Below are 15,718 nucleotides of genomic sequence, written 5' to 3'. Positions count from 1 at the left end.
GCGGTCACCGGCCGCCGGTGGGGCGCATCTCGGGGACGGTGAGTTCGCCTGCGTCGACGATTAGCTCGTCATCGAGGTACAGCGAGCAGCCGCGCATGGGGATGTCGAAGTGGCAGGCGGTGTCGTTGGGCCCGCCGAGTTCGTTGTTGGGGCCGATGGAGAACATGACGTTGCCGTAGAAGGAGCGCAGCTCCATGCCCATGCCGCCGCTGAACCGGGTCAGGCCGTGCCAGTGAGCCCGTTCGTCGAGCCCCCAGCCGACATGGGACATGCCGTAGCCGCGGGGGTCGTCGAAGGATTCGATGTAGGACGTTAGGAGGTCGGCGTCGAGGCCGGTGGTGCCGGCGGTGCCGCGGATATCTCGGATGAACCCGGCTTCGACGATGATCTCGACGGGGGTCTGGACATAGGTGTTGAACGGCAGCAGCACGTCGCCGGGGGCGAGCACGATCTTGCCGTCGACGCCGTCGTCGGCGCCGCCGGTGAACACGAACGCGGCGGGCCAGTGGTCCCATCGGCCGGGCTGGTCGGTGTAGCCGTACTCGCTCATCGTGGGGTAGACGCCGAGCCGGTAGGTGACGTCGGTACCGTGCGGGCTGGTGATCCGCATCGACCTCGCTTTGGCCAGAAGCTCGGCGCCGACCTCGACTCGTTCCCGCAGTTCCTTCGTGGGCATCAGACGGGCCAGCAGCGGGGCGGGCTCGACGGCGGTAAGGATGCGGGTGCCGGCGGCCTGGATCGCGAACTGCTCCGGACTGAACAGCAGGAACGTGCAGTCCACCAGCATGTCCACGCTCTTCAGTGCCTCCACCGCCCGAGGGTTGGCGCCTAGCCCGGAGTCCCCGACCGCCCATGCCCCGGACGCCGACGCCGGCGGGGGCAACCGCAGGTGGAACGTCGCGGCGCCCAGCTTCTGCGCCGCCCACATGAACGCCGCCGCGTACTCCGCACGCTCCTCCCCCCGGGTCAGCACCGCGACCGTCTCATCCTCGTTGACCCCCGACAACGTCAACTGCTTCAGGCAGATCTCGTTGAACAGGTTCTGGTCCATGTCTCCTCCTTCGGGTTCGGTCAGGTCAGCCGATGATCGGGAGCGGCCCGATGTAGCTGCGGGCAAAGCTCGTCGCGTACGCCTCGGACTGGGTGAGCTGCCAGAGCCGCGACTGCTGCAGGCGCTGGCGGAATGCGGCGTCCTGGGTGGTGGAGTCGTAGGTGTGCATCATGTGCAGCAGAGCGTGGCTGAACTCCTGCGCACGCCAGATGTCGGGCAGTCTGCGCTCGCTGTAACGGTCGAGCGCGGACAGGTCGGCGCCGCCCGCCTCGTCGAAGCCGGCGAGCACGCGGTCCAGTTCCACGGCGTCCGCGACGGCGAGGTTCATGCCCTTGCCACCGGACGGGCTGATGATGTGGGCGGCGTCGCCGAGCAGGAAGACCCGGCCGAACCGCATCGGCTCGACTACCCGGCTGCGCATGTCGAGCATGTTCTTGCTGATCACCGGACCCTCGTTGAGGGTCCAGCCGGGGTAGGCGAGACGGGCGCGCAGCTCGGTCCAGACGCGCTCGTCGGGCCAGGCCTCCACGGCGTCACCGACCGGGACCTGCAGGTGGAAGCGGGTGACGCTGTCGCTGCGCAGCAGGTGCCCGGCGAACCCGCGCTCGTGCTGGGCGTAGATCGTCCAATCGGCCGACGGCGCCGCCTCCGCGAGGAGGGTGAGCCACTGGAACTCGTGCCGCATCTCGTACTCGGTGGCGATACCCTCGGGGACACTGGCCCGGGTCACGCCGTGCTGACCGTCGGCGCCGGCGAGGAACTCGCCGCGCACCGTGCTGCCATCCGCGAGATGCACCCGGACGCCGTCCTCGCCGGCCACGATTCGCTCCGCCGCCACGCCGAGCCGGACGTCGCCGCCCGCCTCGACCAGGCCCGCGAGCAGGTCGGCCACGACCTCCTGCTGTGGGTAGACGTGGTGCGAGCGGCCCTCGTACAGCTCGGCGAAGTCGGTGTAGCTCCGCTGCCCGGCTGAACGGAACTCACAGCCGGTGTGCCTGTGCCCCTCCGCGAAGAGCCGCTTCGCCAGGCCCATCCGCTCGATCGTCGCGACGGTTCGGTACTCGAGCAGGCCCGCGCGGGCCCGGCCGAGCAGTTGCCTTCGGTCGAACTTGTCGACGACGACGCAGCGCTCACCGCGGGCGTGCAGCAGGTTGCCGAGGGCCAGCCCGGCAGGTCCGGCGCCGACGATCACGACGCGGGTGGTGGTCTCCTGTGGCATCTCGCTCCTGGTCCTCTTCTTCTCCGGTTACGCGGCGCACAACTGGATCAGTGGTTCTACCTCTGATGGCTGAGGCGGTGGCCCGGCCACCGCCCGGATGGTCAGTCGGCGGGCAGGGCCGCCTCCGGCTCCCGGGCGAGCGCCAGGTCCGCGGCGACGTCCCCGAGGTGCTCGCGCATCACCTGAGTCGCTCGCTCGGGATCACGGGAGACGATCGCATCAAACAGAGCTCGGTGTCCGGCGACGAGCCGGTCGTGGGGGTGGTAGCTGGAGCGGCCGAGACGGCTGCGCATCCCGTGCAGCAGCTCGTAGACGCCACTGTGCACGGCGACGATCGCGGGATTCTCGGTGGCCCGGGCTACCGCGAGGTGGAAGTCCGCGTCCACCTTCTCGACCGGGCCGCCGTCGATGACCACGCGCTCGAACGCCTCCAGCGCCTCCCGTAACTGCGTCTTGCCCGCCCTGGTGAGATTGGCCGCCGCCAAGGCCGCGACGCTCGGCTCCAACACCATGCGAAACTCCATGACCGAGTCCACCGCGGGCGTCGACAGCTCGATCACGGCCCGGAAAGGCGCCATCAGCTGGGACGGAGTGGGCAGCCGGACGAACGTGCCCTCACCGTGCCTGCTCTCGACGAGCCCCAGCAGGTCCAGCTCACGCATCGCCTCCCGCACCGAGTTGCGGCTGACGTTGAACTGCTCGGCCAGCTCTCGCTCGGACGGCAGCCGGTCGCCCTGGCTGAGCAAGCCGTCGCGCATCATCTGCTGGAACTGCTGCACCACCTGCCGCGAGACCCGCGCGGAGGTCACCTGCTGGAAGCTCGGGCCCGTCTCGGGCCGGTTCCTCGACATCACGTGCGCATCCTCCCCCGGCGAGGCCCGGCGGGTGCCGCCCTCGGTGGTTTCATCCAACGGCATGACTGTTACCAAAAGGCGTTGCGCCGTAACCGTCAGGTAAAAAGGTTCTACCTCTATACCGTTCGAACGGTAAGCCTGCCGGCGGCGCATTGTCAAACCCGCGCTCGGGCAGAACAGCCTCCACGTCCTCCCCCGCACCGCGAGGACCCACCTGGACTCCGCACGGAGACAGGGCGGCTCACTCCGCTCCCACCTGGGCAGGCTCCTTCCTGGCCCTGGAGGAGTCGCACGAGGCGCGCGTCCGGGGCGACCACAGGATGGCCCTCAGGCCGCGGGTCGACCGGGAGCGCCACACCGTTGCGCTCAGTCGCTCATCTCGTCGTCGTTGCCGGCGCTGTTGAGCACCAACACCATGTCGCCCTTCGGGTCAGCCGAGAAGCGTACGGTCCCGTGCTAGTAGCGGGGTTTGCGGCTCAGGGCCACTCCGGCTATCAGGAAGATGCCGCCGACGACTCCGGAACCGATGGCTCCGGGGGTGTTGGGCGGGGTGGTGCTGGCCTGCATGACGGCGGTGACGAGGCCCATCACCGCGCTGATGTAGCAGAAGATCGTGATGAAGATCTTGACGTTGGTGCTCACTGGATTCCTTCGGTGGGGTGACGGCCGTTCTGAGAGGCGTCGGGGGCGGTACCGGCTGCGGTGAACCCGAGGAGCATCACCCAGGCGTCGGGGTCTGCGCGGAACCGGTTCCAGCGGTCGGCGGCGAGGGCGAACTCGCGGAGCGACAACACTCCGGCGGTCACGAGCGGCTGTAGCCGTCCTGGGCCGAGGTGGGGGGCGAAGTCATCCGTGGGTCGGGTGTCGTTGGTGGTGGCGAACGGGCGGAGGGCGACCTCCGTGAAGCCGGCGTCCCGGAGCAGGCGGGTGAGGCGGCGGCCGATCGTGCGGTCACCGCCGGCGGCCTGCTGGGTCGCCGCCATCTTGGCGTGGATTCCCACCAGTTCCGGGTAGACCGGGTCGGCCAGTCCCCAGCAGGAGGCGTCCACCTCGGTGACCAGGATGCGGCCACCGGGGCGGAGGATCCTGCGGGCCTCGGCGAGGGCCGGTGCGGGATCGGGAAGGTGCTGAAGGACGTACCTGAGGAGTACGTACTGCGCGCTCGCCGTCTCCAGGGGCAGGTCGGCGGCGTCGGCGACGATCAGCTCGGCGCCGGCGCCCTCGGCATGGGCGAGCAGGTCCGGGTCGATGTCCACGGCGACCAGTGACAACTCGGGCAGCGCCCGCCGCAGTCGCCTGGTGATCGCGCCGGATCCCGCGCCGATCTCGACCAGCGGGCCGCCCGACGCGGTCAGGCCCAGTTCGCGCAGCAGGTTCAGCTCCTCGTCGAAGGAGAGCTCCGCCTGCGCCTCCAGCCGCGCCAGCTCCCCCGCCAGCCCACCCGCGGTGGTGGTGGCGGGGTTGTACGAACCGGCGTTCGGGGTTGCGGAAACGGGATCCGGCCGCCCCGCGTACGAGGTCGGGGTGTCGAGAGCGGTGCCACGGTCGGTGACGGTGGCCGGGGGGTGCGGGGGTGTGGGGAGAGTGGTCATCGGGGGCTCACGATCATGTGCATGCCGTGTTTCGGCCGTAGCGTCACCAGTGCCTCCGGTTCCACCGGGAAACCGGGTTCCAGCGTCAGCCGTACCGACTGAGAGAGCATCGCCAGGACCAGCGTCGCCTCGATCAGCGCCAGGTGCTGGCCGATGCAGATGCGCTCGCCGCCGCCGAACGGCAGGTACAGATGACTCGGGAGGTCGACGCCGTCGAAACGGTCGGGTACGTACGCATCCGGGTGGTCCCAGTAGCGGGGGTCGCGGTGCAGGACCCACTGGCTGACGCAGACGAGCGTGCCCGGCCGCACCGGATGGCCGTCGAGCTCGTCGGGGCCGGTCGCGCGGCGCGAGATCAGCCAGACCGGTGGGTACAGGCGCATCGCCTCCTGTACGGCCCGGCGGCAGAGCGGCAGGTCGGGCAGGTCGGCGGCCGTGGGCGGGCGTCCGCCCAGCACCCGGTCGACCTCGGCCCGGACGCGTTCCGCCTCCTCGGGATGGCGGTCCAGGAGGTAGCAGGTCCAGGTCAGGGCCTTGGCGGTGGTCTCGTGACCGGCCATGATCAAGGTCAGCACCTGGTCGCGGAGGTCGGCGTCGGACAGGGCGCCGAGCATGGTGTCGAGCAGGGTGCCGGTCGCGGCGGGAGAGGCCCGGCGGGAGGCGATGACGGTGCGCGTCATCATGTCGAGCAGGGCGCGGGCGCGTGCGTACTCCCGCCGGCGGCGGCTCGTGTCCGCCGGATCGGGATCGGGGTCGGGTACGTAGTGGCCGATGAAGCGATTGACGGCGTCCACCGCGCGGCCGAACCCGTCGCCCGCCGCGCCGAGGTCCACGTCGAGCACCGCGCGGGTCAGGATCGACAGGGTCAGCGAGGTGAGGTGGTGATCGATCGGCTGGGGTGCGCCGGTCTCCGCGGCGGCACGCCAGCGGGTCAGCAGCGCCGAGGTCTCGTCGGTGATGATCTGGTCGAAGGAGGCGACCGCGCTGCGGCGGAAGGCCGGGGCGCAGAGCCGGCGCTGCCGGGCCCATTCCGCGCCGTCGCTGGTGAGCAGGCCGTTTCCGAGTAGCGGGCGGAGCATGTGGTCGTCGGGCGTGTTCTCCTTCGTGTAGTTGCCGACGTTGTCCTTGAGGATGTGCCGGGCGAGATCCGGGCGGTGCGCCATGAACACGGGCTCGCCGTTCGCGTGGTGGCCGGTGACGTCCCCGTAGCGCCGGGCCAGGCCGGTCACGAACCCCAGGGGGTCGCTACGCATGCGTTCCATGTCCACCGGGCCGGGCGGGCCCGGGGGCAGCTGCGTGCCGATAGTCGTCACCGACGCCTCCGCTTAACGGTGCTTAAGTATCTCCGATACGTATTCACGAGTACCGGATATACGTATTGAATGTCATTGATGAGCACATCCGCACTGTGGCATGCTGCCAATGTAACACTGCGTTGATGAAGGTATCAATACTTACATCAACGGCGAATAACTTAAGTCTTGGTATATGCCGCAGGCCATGCGAAAGTCCTTTCAGTTGCCGACGCAGAAAGCAGCGGTAAACAAACAGAGGGAGAATGACATGGCGCTCGAACCGCAGGAGCGGGCAGAATTCATCAACGCCTACACCCGCACCCTCATCACCGCCTGGTCGGACGAGGAGTACGCGGCCCGGCTGAACGCGGACCCGCGCTCCGCGCTGGCCGAGTCCGGTCTGACCATCCCGGAGGACGCCGAGATCGTCATCGTGCGCCACATCCCCGAGGGGCACGAGGAGGGCAACCTGGACGTCCAGGTCGGCCTCTGGGAGGTCGGCCTGGCGACCGGCCAGTACGAGCTGCACATCCCCGAGACCCCGGTGGTCGACGCGGCCGAGCTCAGCGAGGGCGACCTGTCCGACATCGCGGCCGGCGCCGCCTCCGCCGAGGCCTGCTACTACTGCTGCTGCCCGTGCTGCTGCTGCACCTGATCCACCGAGTCTCCAGCATTCACCGAATTCACCGAACACGCTGGATCTCCAAATTCGCCATGCCGTTCCCGTTCCCGTCTCCATCGGAGGAGTAAGTCGATGGTTTCCGCCGCCGCGGAAAACGACCCGGTCGCCGTCACCGGCCTGAACAAGCGTTATGGAGAGCACCTGGTGCTCACCGATCTGAGCCTGCGGGTACACCGCGGCGAGGTGTTCGCCTTGCTCGGGCCGAACGGCGCGGGAAAGACCACGACCGTCGAAATACTGACGGGCGTGCGACGGCGGAGCGGTGGAGACGTGGAGGTCCTCGGCCAGGATCCGGCCAGGGACCCACGGGAATGGCGGGCGCGTATCGGGGTGGTCGGCCAGTCCACCGGCGCCTACCCCGATCTCACCGTGGGCGAGGTGGTCAGGCAGTTCGCCGCCATGTACCCCAGGCCGCTGCCGCCCGCGCAGGTGCTCGACATGGTCGGTCTGGGAACGTACGAGAAGAAGAGGACCACGGAGCTCTCCGGCGGCCAGCAGCGCCGTCTGGACGTGGCCGTCGGCGTGATCGGCGACCCCGAGTTGATCTTTCTGGACGAGCCCACCACCGGGCTCGATCCGGTCGCCCGCCGCGAGGCGTGGGACCTGGTGCGGTTCTTCTCCGCCCGCGGCCGCACCACGGTGCTCACCACCCACTACCTGGACGAGGCCGAGACGCTGGCCGCGCGGGTCGGCGTGATCGCGGGCGGCCGGCTGGTGGCCTGCGCACCGCCGGGCGAGCTGGGTGGGCGTGCGACGACCTCGGCCGCCGTGTCCTTCCGGCGCTCCGAGTCGCTGGCCGGCCGGGAACTTCCCGAGCTGCCCCGTGGAGCGGTGCTCGAACCGGGACCGACGGGCGCGGGTGACCTGGTCACCGTGCTGACCTCGGAGCCGACCCGGCTGGTGAGCCTGCTGGCGTCCTGGGCCGAGACCGAGCTGCCCGAGCTGATCGTGCACCGTCCCACCCTGGAAGAGATCTACCTCAACCTCATCGACCGGCACCGACAACAGCCGGAGGAGAACAAGTGAGCGTCACCGATTCCGTTCGTGCCCCCGGCCGGGAAGTCGGGGAGGGGTTGCTGCCCGGACTGTGGCGGGCCAGTGCCGCCCGATCGTCGGTCGAGCTGAAGTCGTTCTTCCGCAACAGGCAGTCCCTGGTCTTCACCCTTTTCTTTCCGGTGATCCTGCTTGTGGTGTTCGGTGCGATCTTCGACGGCAAGGTGGAGGGCACCCAGACCGATTTCCGGCAGGTCTTCATGGCGGGCATCGTGGCCGCCGGTGTGATGAGCACCGCCTTCTCCGGGCTGGCCATCAACATCGCCATCGAGCGGGACACCGGCCTCATCAGCAGGCTGGCCATGACGCCGATGCCCAAGCCCGCCTACTTCATCGGCAAGCTGGTCAAGGTCGTGGTGACCACCGTGGTGGAGACGGTGCTGCTGCTCGGCATCGCGGTGACCGCGTTCGGGTTGCCCTGGCCGAGCACCGCGCACCGCTGGTTCACCCTCGCCTGGGTGCTGACGCTGGGTACCGTCACCTGCGCGCTGGCCGGGATCGCCTACAGCGCGGCCATCCCGAACAGCCGGTCCGCCGCGGCGATCGTGACGCCGGTGTTCATGGTGCTGCAGTTCATCTCCGGGGTTTTCTACCCCTTTCACCAGCTTCCCGAGTGGATGCAGAACACGGCCGCGCTCTTCCCGGTGAAGTGGATGGCGCAGGGGTTCCGTTCGGTGTTCCTGCCGGACGCTTTCACCGTCGTGGAACCGGCGGGCGGGTGGGAGCTCGGCCGCATCGCGCTGGTCCTCGGACTGTGGGCGGTCGGCGGCCTGCTGCTGACCGCGCTGACGTTCGGCTGGCGCAACGCGCGTGTGCGCTGATCAGGTAAGAGATCGCAAGGGAGACTGACGCGTGACGGTAGGCACCCAGATCCGCTTTCCTGCCCACCTGGCTCACCCCTTCTCCCCCGCGGGACGGGCCGATCCCTATCCGGCCTACGACTGGCTGCGGGCCCGCGCTCCGGTCCACCACGACGCGGCGTCGCGGCTCTGGCTGGTGACCGGGCACGCCGACTGCGCCGCCGTACTGCGTGACCAGGGTTTCTCGGCGAGTGCCGGGCAGCAGGGGCGGGCGCGCGACGAGGAGTTGCCGCCGTCGATGCTCACCACGGACCCCCCCGATCACACCCGGTTGCGCGCCCCGGGGCTGCTGCTGCTCGGACCCGCGGCGATCGGGTCGGTGGCCGAGGCGATCGCCGCCGACGTGGACGGGCTTCTCGACCGGCTGGCGGAGCGGTCCGTGGTCGACGCGGTCGCGGAGATCGGCGGCCCGCTGGCCACCTCGGTCTTCCTGCGGCTGTTCGGGCTGGCGGAGAGCGACCGGAAGGTCTTCGCGCAGCTCGCCCAGGCGGCCTCGATCAATCTGGACCCGCTGGCCGGGCCGCAGGTGGCGGCGCTGGGCAGGTCGGCCATGGGAGAGCTGACCCGGTTCCTGGACGCGCACTGCGCGTCCGCGCCGCCCAGCCCGCTGGCCCGGCTGGCCGCCGACGACCGGCTGAGCAGGCCGGAGATGCTGGGAGTGCTCGGGCTGGCCGTGGTGGGCGGGTGGCAGCCGCTGGCCGAGGCGATCGGCAACGCGCTGTACTGGCTGCTGCCCCGGCCCGAGGCGCTGGCCGCGCTGCGCGAGGGCGGCCGGGAGCCGGCGCGCGTCGCGATGGACGAGTTGCTGCGGCTGGAGGCGCCGATTCCGTTCACCGCCAGGGTCGCGACCCGGAACGTGGCACTGCCCGGGGGGCAGGTGCCCCAGGGGGCCAGGGTGCTGGCGATCGTGGCCGCCGCCAACCGGGACCCGGCCGTTTTCGAAAGGGCCGGGGAGCTGGTGCTCGACCGGACGCCCAACCCGCACCTGGCCTTTGGCGGAGGGCCGCACTTCTGCCTGGCGGCGCAGCTCGTCCGGCAGACCGGGGCGGTGCTGCTGGCCCGGCTGGCCGAGCGGTTCCCCGCCGCGTCGCTGGCCGATCCGGAGCCGGCCTGGGCCGGCACGTTGATCCCCCGGCGGCTGCGCGCCCTCCCGGTGCGGCTGGGAGGCGGGGATGCGTACTGAGGTCCTCGTGATCGGCGCCGGCGTCAGCGGGCTGACCTGTGCCGACCACCTGGCCAGGGCCGGGGTGCGCACCGTGGTCGTCGAGGCCAGGTCACGGGTCGGCGGGCGGATAAGGACCTTCCGGCCCGCGGACGGCGGGCCCCCGCTGGAGCTGGGCGCGCAGGTCGTGCACGGCGACCGCAACCCCGTCCACGGGCTCGTGGAGACCGGGCCGGCGCCGCGACCGACCGCGGCCCGGGTGATCAGCGGGCGGGTGGGCCGTCCCATGGGGGCGCTGGCCCGCACCCCGCATCCGCCCTGGCTGCTGGAGGCCAGGCTGAACGCGGAGGGCGCCGGGGCCGGCGGGTCGGTGAACGGCTGGCTCGGCGACGTCGGCGGGCCCTACCCGGTGGCGAGCGAGTGGTTCCGGCAGATCTGGGCCGCGGACCCGGAGCGGCTCAGCGCCGCCGGGGTGGCCGCGGCCCGGCGGGGGGACGAAGGCGGGCCGGGAGAGTACGTCGTGTCCGGCGGGTTCGACCTGCTGCCGCGCCGGCTGGCGGCGGGGCTGGAGGTGCACACCGGGCGCCCGGTCCAGGTGCTCGGCTGGTCGCCGGGGCGGGTCGCCGCGCTGACGCAGGCCGGGACCGTGGAGGCGGAGCGGGTGGTGGTGACCGTGCCGCCCGCCGTGGTGACCCACGGCACGCTCACCATCAAGGATCTGCCCGAGCACAAGATCGAGGCTGCCCGGGAGCTGGCGGCGGGTGACGGCTGCTGCGTGGTCGCGACCCTGTCGGTGCCCGCGCCGGAGACCGCGTCGGTGTTCGACGCGGACGGCGTCAGCGGCTTCGTGAGCTGCCGCGAGGGGCGCCCCGAGGCGTTGATCGTGGCCAAGGACGCGGCGGCCGCCTGTGTGCGGGCCGCCACCGGCCCCGATCTGTCGGCCATGCTCACGGTGGCGCTGCCCTGGGCGGCGGGGGCCCGGGTGCTGGAGCGGCGGATCGCCGACTGGGGGGCCGACCCGTGGAGCCGGGGCGCGTTCACCGCGCCGCTGCTCGGCGCCGAGCGGGCTCCCGCGCGCTGGGCCGAGCCGGTCGCCGACACACTCTTCTTCGCGGGCGAGGCCACGGTCTCGGGAACGCGACTGCCGTGGGTTCAGGGGGCGATCGCCAGCGGGGTGCTCGCCGCCGACCGGCTCCTGGAGGCGATGGGCTGATGACACCGCAGTTGGAGAAACCGCATTCCGGCTGGTACCTACCGGCCTTCACCTCCGAGCTGACAGCCGAGGTGACCCCCCTGGAGATCGGGACCCGGCGGCTGGTGGCCGTGCGGGACGAGACGGGGATCCGGGTCTTCGACGCCGACTGCCCGCATCGGGGCGCGCATCTCGGCTACGGGGGACGGCTCTCGGGCGACTGCCTGGTCTGCCCGTTCCACGGCCGCCGGATCGCGCTGGGCGACACCACCAGGCGGTGGTCGGTACGCGAGCACCACGTGATCGTCTCCGGCGAGGCCGTGTTCGTCCGGCTCGCGGATACCCCCGACGACGACCGGGGGCTCGCCCGGGCGCTCAAGGAGCTGGGCGGGACCCATCCGCTCACCGCGGCCGTGATCAAGCCGGTGGACGTCGATCCGGCGATGATCGTGGAGAACGCCTTCGACGTCGACCACTTCACCGAGGTGCACAAGGTGCCGCGGCTCCGCGGGATGGCGCACCGGGACGGGGACGAGGGCGAACTGGTCATCGAGGGCGAGTTCGTCATGGGGGCCAAGCCGGGGAGCGCCTCCGGTCCTTCGGTCACCCGGGCGCGCTTCCTGGCGTGCGCCTACAGCCCCGGCGTGGTCGTCACCCGGTTCGGGCCGCCGGGGTGGGAGCAGGTCATCGTCACCGCCGCCGTGCCCCGGGAGGGCGGCGGGTGCGTGGCGCGGGTGGCGATCGGCGTCCGCCCCGAGCAGCGGGGCGAACTGCCGCTGCTCATCAGCGGCAGCGAGCGGGCGCTGGCCGAGGACGCGGTGGTCTGGGAACGGTTGAATCCGCGGGTGGTGCCCCGCTTCGACGGCGGGGACGCGGCCGTGGTGGCCTACCGGAGGTTCTGCGCGGGCTTTCGGGAGCCGGCGTGAACGGGCTGCGCGTGGTCGAGTCGGGGACGGGTCCGGCGGTGCTGTGGGTGCACGGCTACACCATGGACCTCACCCTGTGGGAACCGCTGTGGGGGCTGCTGCCCGGCTGGCGGCACATCGGTGTGGATCTCCCCGGTCACGGCGGCTCCGAGCCGCTGCGGCCCGGTGTGACGCTGCCCGCCCTGGCGGTCCGGCTGGCCGAGATCGCCTCGGCCGAGCGGGCGGACCGGGTCGTGGGACTCTCCTTCGGCTCCTGCGTCGCGCTGCAGATGGCCCTGGAGGCGCCCGAGGTGGTACGTCACCTGGTGCTCGCGGCGCCGACGCTCGGCGGTGCGCCCCCCGACCCCGCGGCCAGGCGGCGTTACCTGGAGCTCATGATGTTGCGCAGGGCGGGCGGCGCGCGGGAGCAGATGGCCGAGCTGTGGATGAGCTCCCCGCCGGACATCTTCCGCGGCACCGAGGCCCATCCGGAACTGCGTGCCCGGCTACGCGAGGTGATCGGCAGGCACTCCTGGGCCGAGCTGGACAGCGGGGCGATGGCGGGTCTCACCGCGCATCGGCACTCGGCCGAGGATCTGGTCCGGATCAGGGCCAGGACCACGGTGATCATCGGAGATTCGGATATGCCTGTCTTCGTGGACAATGCCAAAATGCTAGGAAAAATGGTGGCACAATGCGACATCCGTACGATTCATAACTCCGGACACCTTCCCCTGCTTGAATGTCCGGAGATGTCGGCTAAAGCAGTATTTGCGGGGCTGGCGTTATCTGAGAGAGTAGACACTGCTTGACCTGGTTGTAGAAATGCCTATATTAGGACAACCGTAAGGGGGGGATAGTTGCCCCTGTTATTGAGTTTCTTCGGTATGACCGTCATGGTGCTGACCAAACTCGACCCCACCGACCTGGCGTTCCTGTTCGGCCCCCATCTGGTGGAGGCCGGCGAACCACAACTGGTCGTGAAGCTTCTCACCAACAAGTCCTCAGAGGGAGAACTGCTGGTCCAGCGTCCCGACGGGATGTTGCTACAGCGTCGCGTGTTCCGAGGATGGAGCACCATGCCACCACCGCTCCCTCCGTTCGCCGTACTCGACCATCTCTACCTGGTGATGCGTGCCGTCGTCATGGCCAAGGACGACATGACGGTCGCGCTGATCGGCAGCGCCTGCTCGCCCGGCGCCGGCGTGGCGGCCGCACTGGCCGGCCGGTCCTGGCGGCCGGTGTCGGGGCAGCTCCTCGTGGTCGACCGGACCACCGGGCACACCCTTCCCTTCCACATCCCGCTGGACCTGCGCGGCGGCGCCCTGGAGTCGGCGAGAAGCGGCGGGTTGATCGGCCAGGAGCCGGACCCGGCGATCTGGCGGCAGGCTCATCCCGCACTGGCCGGGGAGTCCGTCCTGGTCCGCCCCGAGCGGCTGGGCCCGCCCGTCCCGATCACCGCCAGGCTGGCCCCGCCCACGCTGGTCAGGCTCTGCCAGGGGGACGACGACCGCTGCAGGCTCGAACCCTGGTCGTTCCAGCCGCACATCTGGCCGCCGGCCGCCACGGAACTGGCCGACGCGCCCCGCTACCGGCTGCTCATGCCGGAGTTCGGCGGCGCGGAGGAGGCCGCGGCACTCATCGACGACAGGATCCAGAAGGAGCCCCCATGCCCCGGCGGACCGCGTACGGCCCGGGAACACCGTGCTGGGTTGATCACATCACTGTCGACCTGACCGGCGCGAAACAGTTCTACGGTGACCTCTTCGGCTGGGAGTTCACCAGGGAGAACAGCCGCGGCTACCACCTGATCACCCTGCGCGGAGAGATCATCGGTGGCCTCGGTCCCAGCCCGATGGGCCCGGCCTTCGGCTCGTCCTGGAACGTCTACCTGGCCGCCAAGGACCTCGGCCACACCCGGACGGAGGTCGGGCGCCTGGGCGGCCGGATCGTGATGGGCCCGGTGCCCGCGGGGGAGAACGGCCGGCTCTGCCTGGCGGTCGACCCCTCGGGTGCGGCGGTCGGCTTCTGGGAGGGCGGCAGGGACGAGGGCGTGGTCCTGGTGGACGAGCCCGGCGCCCTGTGCGCCTGCGAGCTGCACACCTCCGGCCGGGAGACGGCGACGGAGTTCTACCGGGGCCTGTACGGCGACGCGCCCCTGGTGATCCGCCCCTCCGCCAGGACCGGCTGGGTGCCGTTCTTCGGTGCCGGTGCCGGTGCCGGTGACGGCGACGGCGACGGCGACGGCGACGCCGCCGGTGCCGTCGCGGCGGCTCTGGCGGCCGGGGCCCGCCCGCTGGAAGGCGCACTGCTCGCCGACCCGCTGGGCGCGGTCTTCGGCCTCACCACCCTGAATTAATCCATAAATGCGTATAAATACGTATTAACAATATTCACCGCACCTTGCGAGGATTAAACGGTTAGCAGTTTTCCTGCGGGAGGAGTATTCCATGGCGCCTGACGTGGTGGTCATCGGCGGCGGCCCGGCGGGAGCGATCTCCTCGGCGCTGCTGGCCCGAGCCGGCGCCCGGGTGCGCCTGCTGGAACGGGACTTCTTCCCCCGGTACCACATCGGCGAGTCGATCTCCTCTTCCTGCCGGGCCATCATCGACCTGGTCGGCGCGCGGGAGAAGGTCGAGGCCCGCGGCTACCAGGTCAAGGAGGGCCTGCTGCTCCGCTGGGGCGCGGAGCGCGACTGGACGATCAACTGGCCGGACCTCTTCGGCGACCAGGTGCGATCCTGGCAGGTGGACCGCGCCGACTTCGACGACGTCCTGCTCAAGCACGCCGCCGAACAGGGCGTGGAGGTGGTCCACGGGGCCCGCGTGAAGAAGGTCGGCTTCGACGACGGCCGCGCCGTGGGCGTGGAATGGGTACACCAGGGGCATCGCCAGGAGACCGCGGCCGACTTCGTGGTGGACGCCTCCGGCCGCGCCGGCGTGCTCTCCGCGCAGCACTTCCGCGACCGGCGGCCGCACGACGTCTTCCGCAACGTCGCCATCTGGGGCTACTACCGGGGCGGCGCCCTGCTGGCCGGCACTCCCAGGGGCGGCATCAACGTGATCTCCTCCCCCAACGGCTGGTACTGGGTCATCCCGCTCAGCGGCGACGTCTACAGCGTGGGCTTCGTCACCCACAAGGACCAGTTCCTGGCCCGCAGGTCCGCCTTCTCCTCGCCGGACGAGATGTTCCTGACCCTGGTCGCGGAGTCGGAGACGGTGGCGGAACTGGTGGCGGGCGGCGACTTCCAGGGCCAGGTCCGCGTCGAGCAGGACTTCTCCTACTCGGCTGACAGCTTCTGCGGCCCCGGCTACTTCCTGGCGGGCGACTCCGCCTGCTTCCTGGACCCGCTGCTCTCCACCGGCGTGCACCTGGCCATGTACAGCGGCATGCTGGCGGCCGCGACCATCCTGTCCGCGCACGCGGGGGAGGTCACCGAGCGCGAGGCGCTGGGATTCTACGAGTCCCACTACCGCAACGCCTACGGCCGGATGTTCTCCATGGTCGCCGGCTTCTACGAGCAGTACCGGGGGAAGAACAGCTACTTCTGGCTGGCGCAGCGCCTGGCCAGGGGCCAGTATCCGGAGCTGATGAAGAAACGCGTCCGCGGCGCCCAGGCGCCCACCGACGGCGCCTTCGCCTCGATCACCGCGGGCCTGACCGACCTGGACGACGCCACCCGCGTCGGCGGTGCGGTGCCGCTGGACGCGATGGTGCTGGCAGGCGAGCTGACCGCGGGCCAGGACCGCGAGAACACCGCCGATGGCGCCGACACCGCCGGGCTGTACCTGGTCACCGAGCCGAGGCTGGGCATCGGACGGGCCACCGAGCCGGTGTCACCGCACTGATCAGG

Annotated in this window: 16 protein-coding genes; 10 read left to right on the top strand and 6 right to left on the bottom strand. The window is 70.7% G+C overall.

The features are described from left to right. Nucleotides 1-4 precede the first annotated feature (4 nt). The 6 genes from AB0J58_RS13285 to AB0J58_RS13260 form a co-directional block, all read right to left on the bottom strand. Nucleotides 5-1,051: a leucyl aminopeptidase gene (locus tag AB0J58_RS13285; protein WP_364214387.1), complete on the bottom strand. Its 1,047-nt coding sequence runs from the start codon at nt 1,049-1,051 to the stop codon at nt 5-7. A 25-nt stretch (nt 1,052-1,076) separates the two neighbouring features. After that, nucleotides 1,077-2,270 (bottom strand): 4-hydroxybenzoate 3-monooxygenase, encoded by a 1,194-nt coding sequence (locus tag AB0J58_RS13280; RefSeq protein ID WP_364214384.1) that lies wholly within the window; start codon nt 2,268-2,270, stop codon nt 1,077-1,079. A gap of 101 nt (nt 2,271-2,371) precedes the next feature. Beyond that, a complete protein-coding gene (locus tag AB0J58_RS13275) occupies nt 2,372-3,181 on the bottom strand; it encodes a FadR/GntR family transcriptional regulator (protein WP_364214381.1) in 810 nt (269 codons plus the stop codon). Nucleotides 3,182-3,580: 399 nt separating this feature from the next. After that, nucleotides 3,581-3,766, bottom strand: coding sequence for a hypothetical protein (locus AB0J58_RS13270; protein WP_343962748.1), 186 nt, complete (start codon nt 3,764-3,766; stop codon nt 3,581-3,583). Beyond that, the gene (locus AB0J58_RS13265) at nt 3,763-4,716 is read right to left on the bottom strand and encodes a methyltransferase domain-containing protein (RefSeq protein WP_364214378.1); all 954 of its coding nucleotides are present in this window, start codon (nt 4,714-4,716) and stop codon (nt 3,763-3,765) included. The genes AB0J58_RS13270 and AB0J58_RS13265 overlap by 4 nt, the downstream gene beginning before the upstream one ends. Continuing rightward, the gene (locus tag AB0J58_RS13260; RefSeq protein ID WP_364214375.1) at nt 4,713-6,029 is read right to left on the bottom strand and encodes a cytochrome P450; all 1,317 of its coding nucleotides are present in this window, start codon (nt 6,027-6,029) and stop codon (nt 4,713-4,715) included. The genes AB0J58_RS13265 and AB0J58_RS13260 overlap by 4 nt, the downstream gene beginning before the upstream one ends. A 250-nt stretch (nt 6,030-6,279) precedes the next feature. Here AB0J58_RS13260 and AB0J58_RS13255 point away from each other — a divergent pair, with 250 nt between their 5' ends. The 10 genes from AB0J58_RS13255 (at nt 6,280) to AB0J58_RS13210 (ending at nt 15,713) form a co-directional block, all read left to right on the top strand. After that, nucleotides 6,280-6,666, top strand: a complete 387-nt coding sequence (locus AB0J58_RS13255) for a hypothetical protein (protein ID WP_364214372.1) — start codon at nt 6,280-6,282, stop codon at nt 6,664-6,666. Between the two features lie 99 nt (nt 6,667-6,765). Next, nucleotides 6,766-7,719: an ABC transporter ATP-binding protein gene (locus AB0J58_RS13250; protein WP_364214369.1), complete on the top strand. Its 954-nt coding sequence runs from the start codon at nt 6,766-6,768 to the stop codon at nt 7,717-7,719. Continuing rightward, nucleotides 7,716-8,567 (top strand): ABC transporter permease, encoded by an 852-nt coding sequence (locus AB0J58_RS13245; RefSeq protein ID WP_364214366.1) that lies wholly within the window; start codon nt 7,716-7,718, stop codon nt 8,565-8,567. Before AB0J58_RS13250 ends, AB0J58_RS13245 begins: the two co-directional genes overlap by 4 nt. A gap of 31 nt (nt 8,568-8,598) precedes the next feature. Continuing rightward, nucleotides 8,599-9,789, top strand: a complete 1,191-nt coding sequence (locus AB0J58_RS13240) for a cytochrome P450 (RefSeq protein ID WP_364214363.1) — start codon at nt 8,599-8,601, stop codon at nt 9,787-9,789. Beyond that, nucleotides 9,779-10,981, top strand: a complete 1,203-nt coding sequence (locus tag AB0J58_RS13235; RefSeq protein ID WP_364214360.1) for an FAD-dependent oxidoreductase — start codon at nt 9,779-9,781, stop codon at nt 10,979-10,981. Before AB0J58_RS13240 ends, AB0J58_RS13235 begins: the two co-directional genes overlap by 11 nt. Further along, on the top strand, nt 10,981-11,886 hold the full coding sequence (locus AB0J58_RS13230) for a Rieske 2Fe-2S domain-containing protein (RefSeq protein WP_364214357.1): 906 nt from the start codon (nt 10,981-10,983) through the stop codon (nt 11,884-11,886). The genes AB0J58_RS13235 and AB0J58_RS13230 overlap by 1 nt, the downstream gene beginning before the upstream one ends. After that, complete coding sequence (locus AB0J58_RS13225) at nt 11,883-12,677, top strand: alpha/beta hydrolase (protein WP_364214354.1); 795 nt, start codon at nt 11,883-11,885, stop codon at nt 12,675-12,677. The genes AB0J58_RS13230 and AB0J58_RS13225 overlap by 4 nt, the downstream gene beginning before the upstream one ends. A 75-nt stretch (nt 12,678-12,752) precedes the next feature. Beyond that, a complete protein-coding gene (locus AB0J58_RS13220; RefSeq protein ID WP_364214351.1) occupies nt 12,753-13,601 on the top strand; it encodes a hypothetical protein in 849 nt (282 codons plus the stop codon). Continuing rightward, entirely contained in the window at nt 13,535-14,224 is a 690-nt protein-coding gene (locus tag AB0J58_RS13215) for a VOC family protein (protein WP_364214349.1), read from the top strand. The genes AB0J58_RS13220 and AB0J58_RS13215 overlap by 67 nt, the downstream gene beginning before the upstream one ends. A 91-nt stretch (nt 14,225-14,315) precedes the next feature. Continuing rightward, nucleotides 14,316-15,713 carry an NAD(P)/FAD-dependent oxidoreductase gene (locus AB0J58_RS13210; RefSeq protein WP_364214346.1) on the top strand — a complete coding sequence of 466 codons (1,398 nt, stop codon included), beginning with the start codon at nt 14,316-14,318 and terminating at the stop codon, nt 15,711-15,713. Nucleotides 15,714-15,718 lie beyond the last annotated feature (5 nt).

This window comes from Streptosporangium sp. NPDC049644 (assembly GCF_040675205.1).
GTDB classification, from domain to species: domain Bacteria; phylum Actinomycetota; class Actinomycetes; order Streptosporangiales; family Streptosporangiaceae; genus Streptosporangium; species Streptosporangium fukuiense.
This window is presented reverse-complemented; position numbering and strand designations above follow the sequence as displayed.

Coding starts and splice junctions, on each gene's coding strand:
- AB0J58_RS13210 (WP_364214346.1), top strand. CDS start 14,316: ATGGCGCCTGACGTGGTGGTCATCGGCGGCGGCCCGGCGGGAGCGATC.
- AB0J58_RS13235 (WP_364214360.1), top strand. CDS start 9,779: ATGCGTACTGAGGTCCTCGTGATCGGCGCCGGCGTCAGCGGGCTGACC.
- AB0J58_RS13220 (WP_364214351.1), top strand. CDS start 12,753: ATGACCGTCATGGTGCTGACCAAACTCGACCCCACCGACCTGGCGTTC.
- AB0J58_RS13215 (WP_364214349.1), top strand. CDS start 13,535: ATGCCCCGGCGGACCGCGTACGGCCCGGGAACACCGTGCTGGGTTGAT.
- AB0J58_RS13255 (WP_364214372.1), top strand. CDS start 6,280: ATGGCGCTCGAACCGCAGGAGCGGGCAGAATTCATCAACGCCTACACC.
- AB0J58_RS13285 (WP_364214387.1), bottom strand. CDS start 1,051: ATGGACCAGAACCTGTTCAACGAGATCTGCCTGAAGCAGTTGACGTTG.
- AB0J58_RS13230 (WP_364214357.1), top strand. CDS start 10,981: ATGACACCGCAGTTGGAGAAACCGCATTCCGGCTGGTACCTACCGGCC.
- AB0J58_RS13265 (WP_364214378.1), bottom strand. CDS start 4,716: ATGACCACTCTCCCCACACCCCCGCACCCCCCGGCCACCGTCACCGAC.
- AB0J58_RS13280 (WP_364214384.1), bottom strand. CDS start 2,270: ATGCCACAGGAGACCACCACCCGCGTCGTGATCGTCGGCGCCGGACCT.
- AB0J58_RS13250 (WP_364214369.1), top strand. CDS start 6,766: ATGGTTTCCGCCGCCGCGGAAAACGACCCGGTCGCCGTCACCGGCCTG.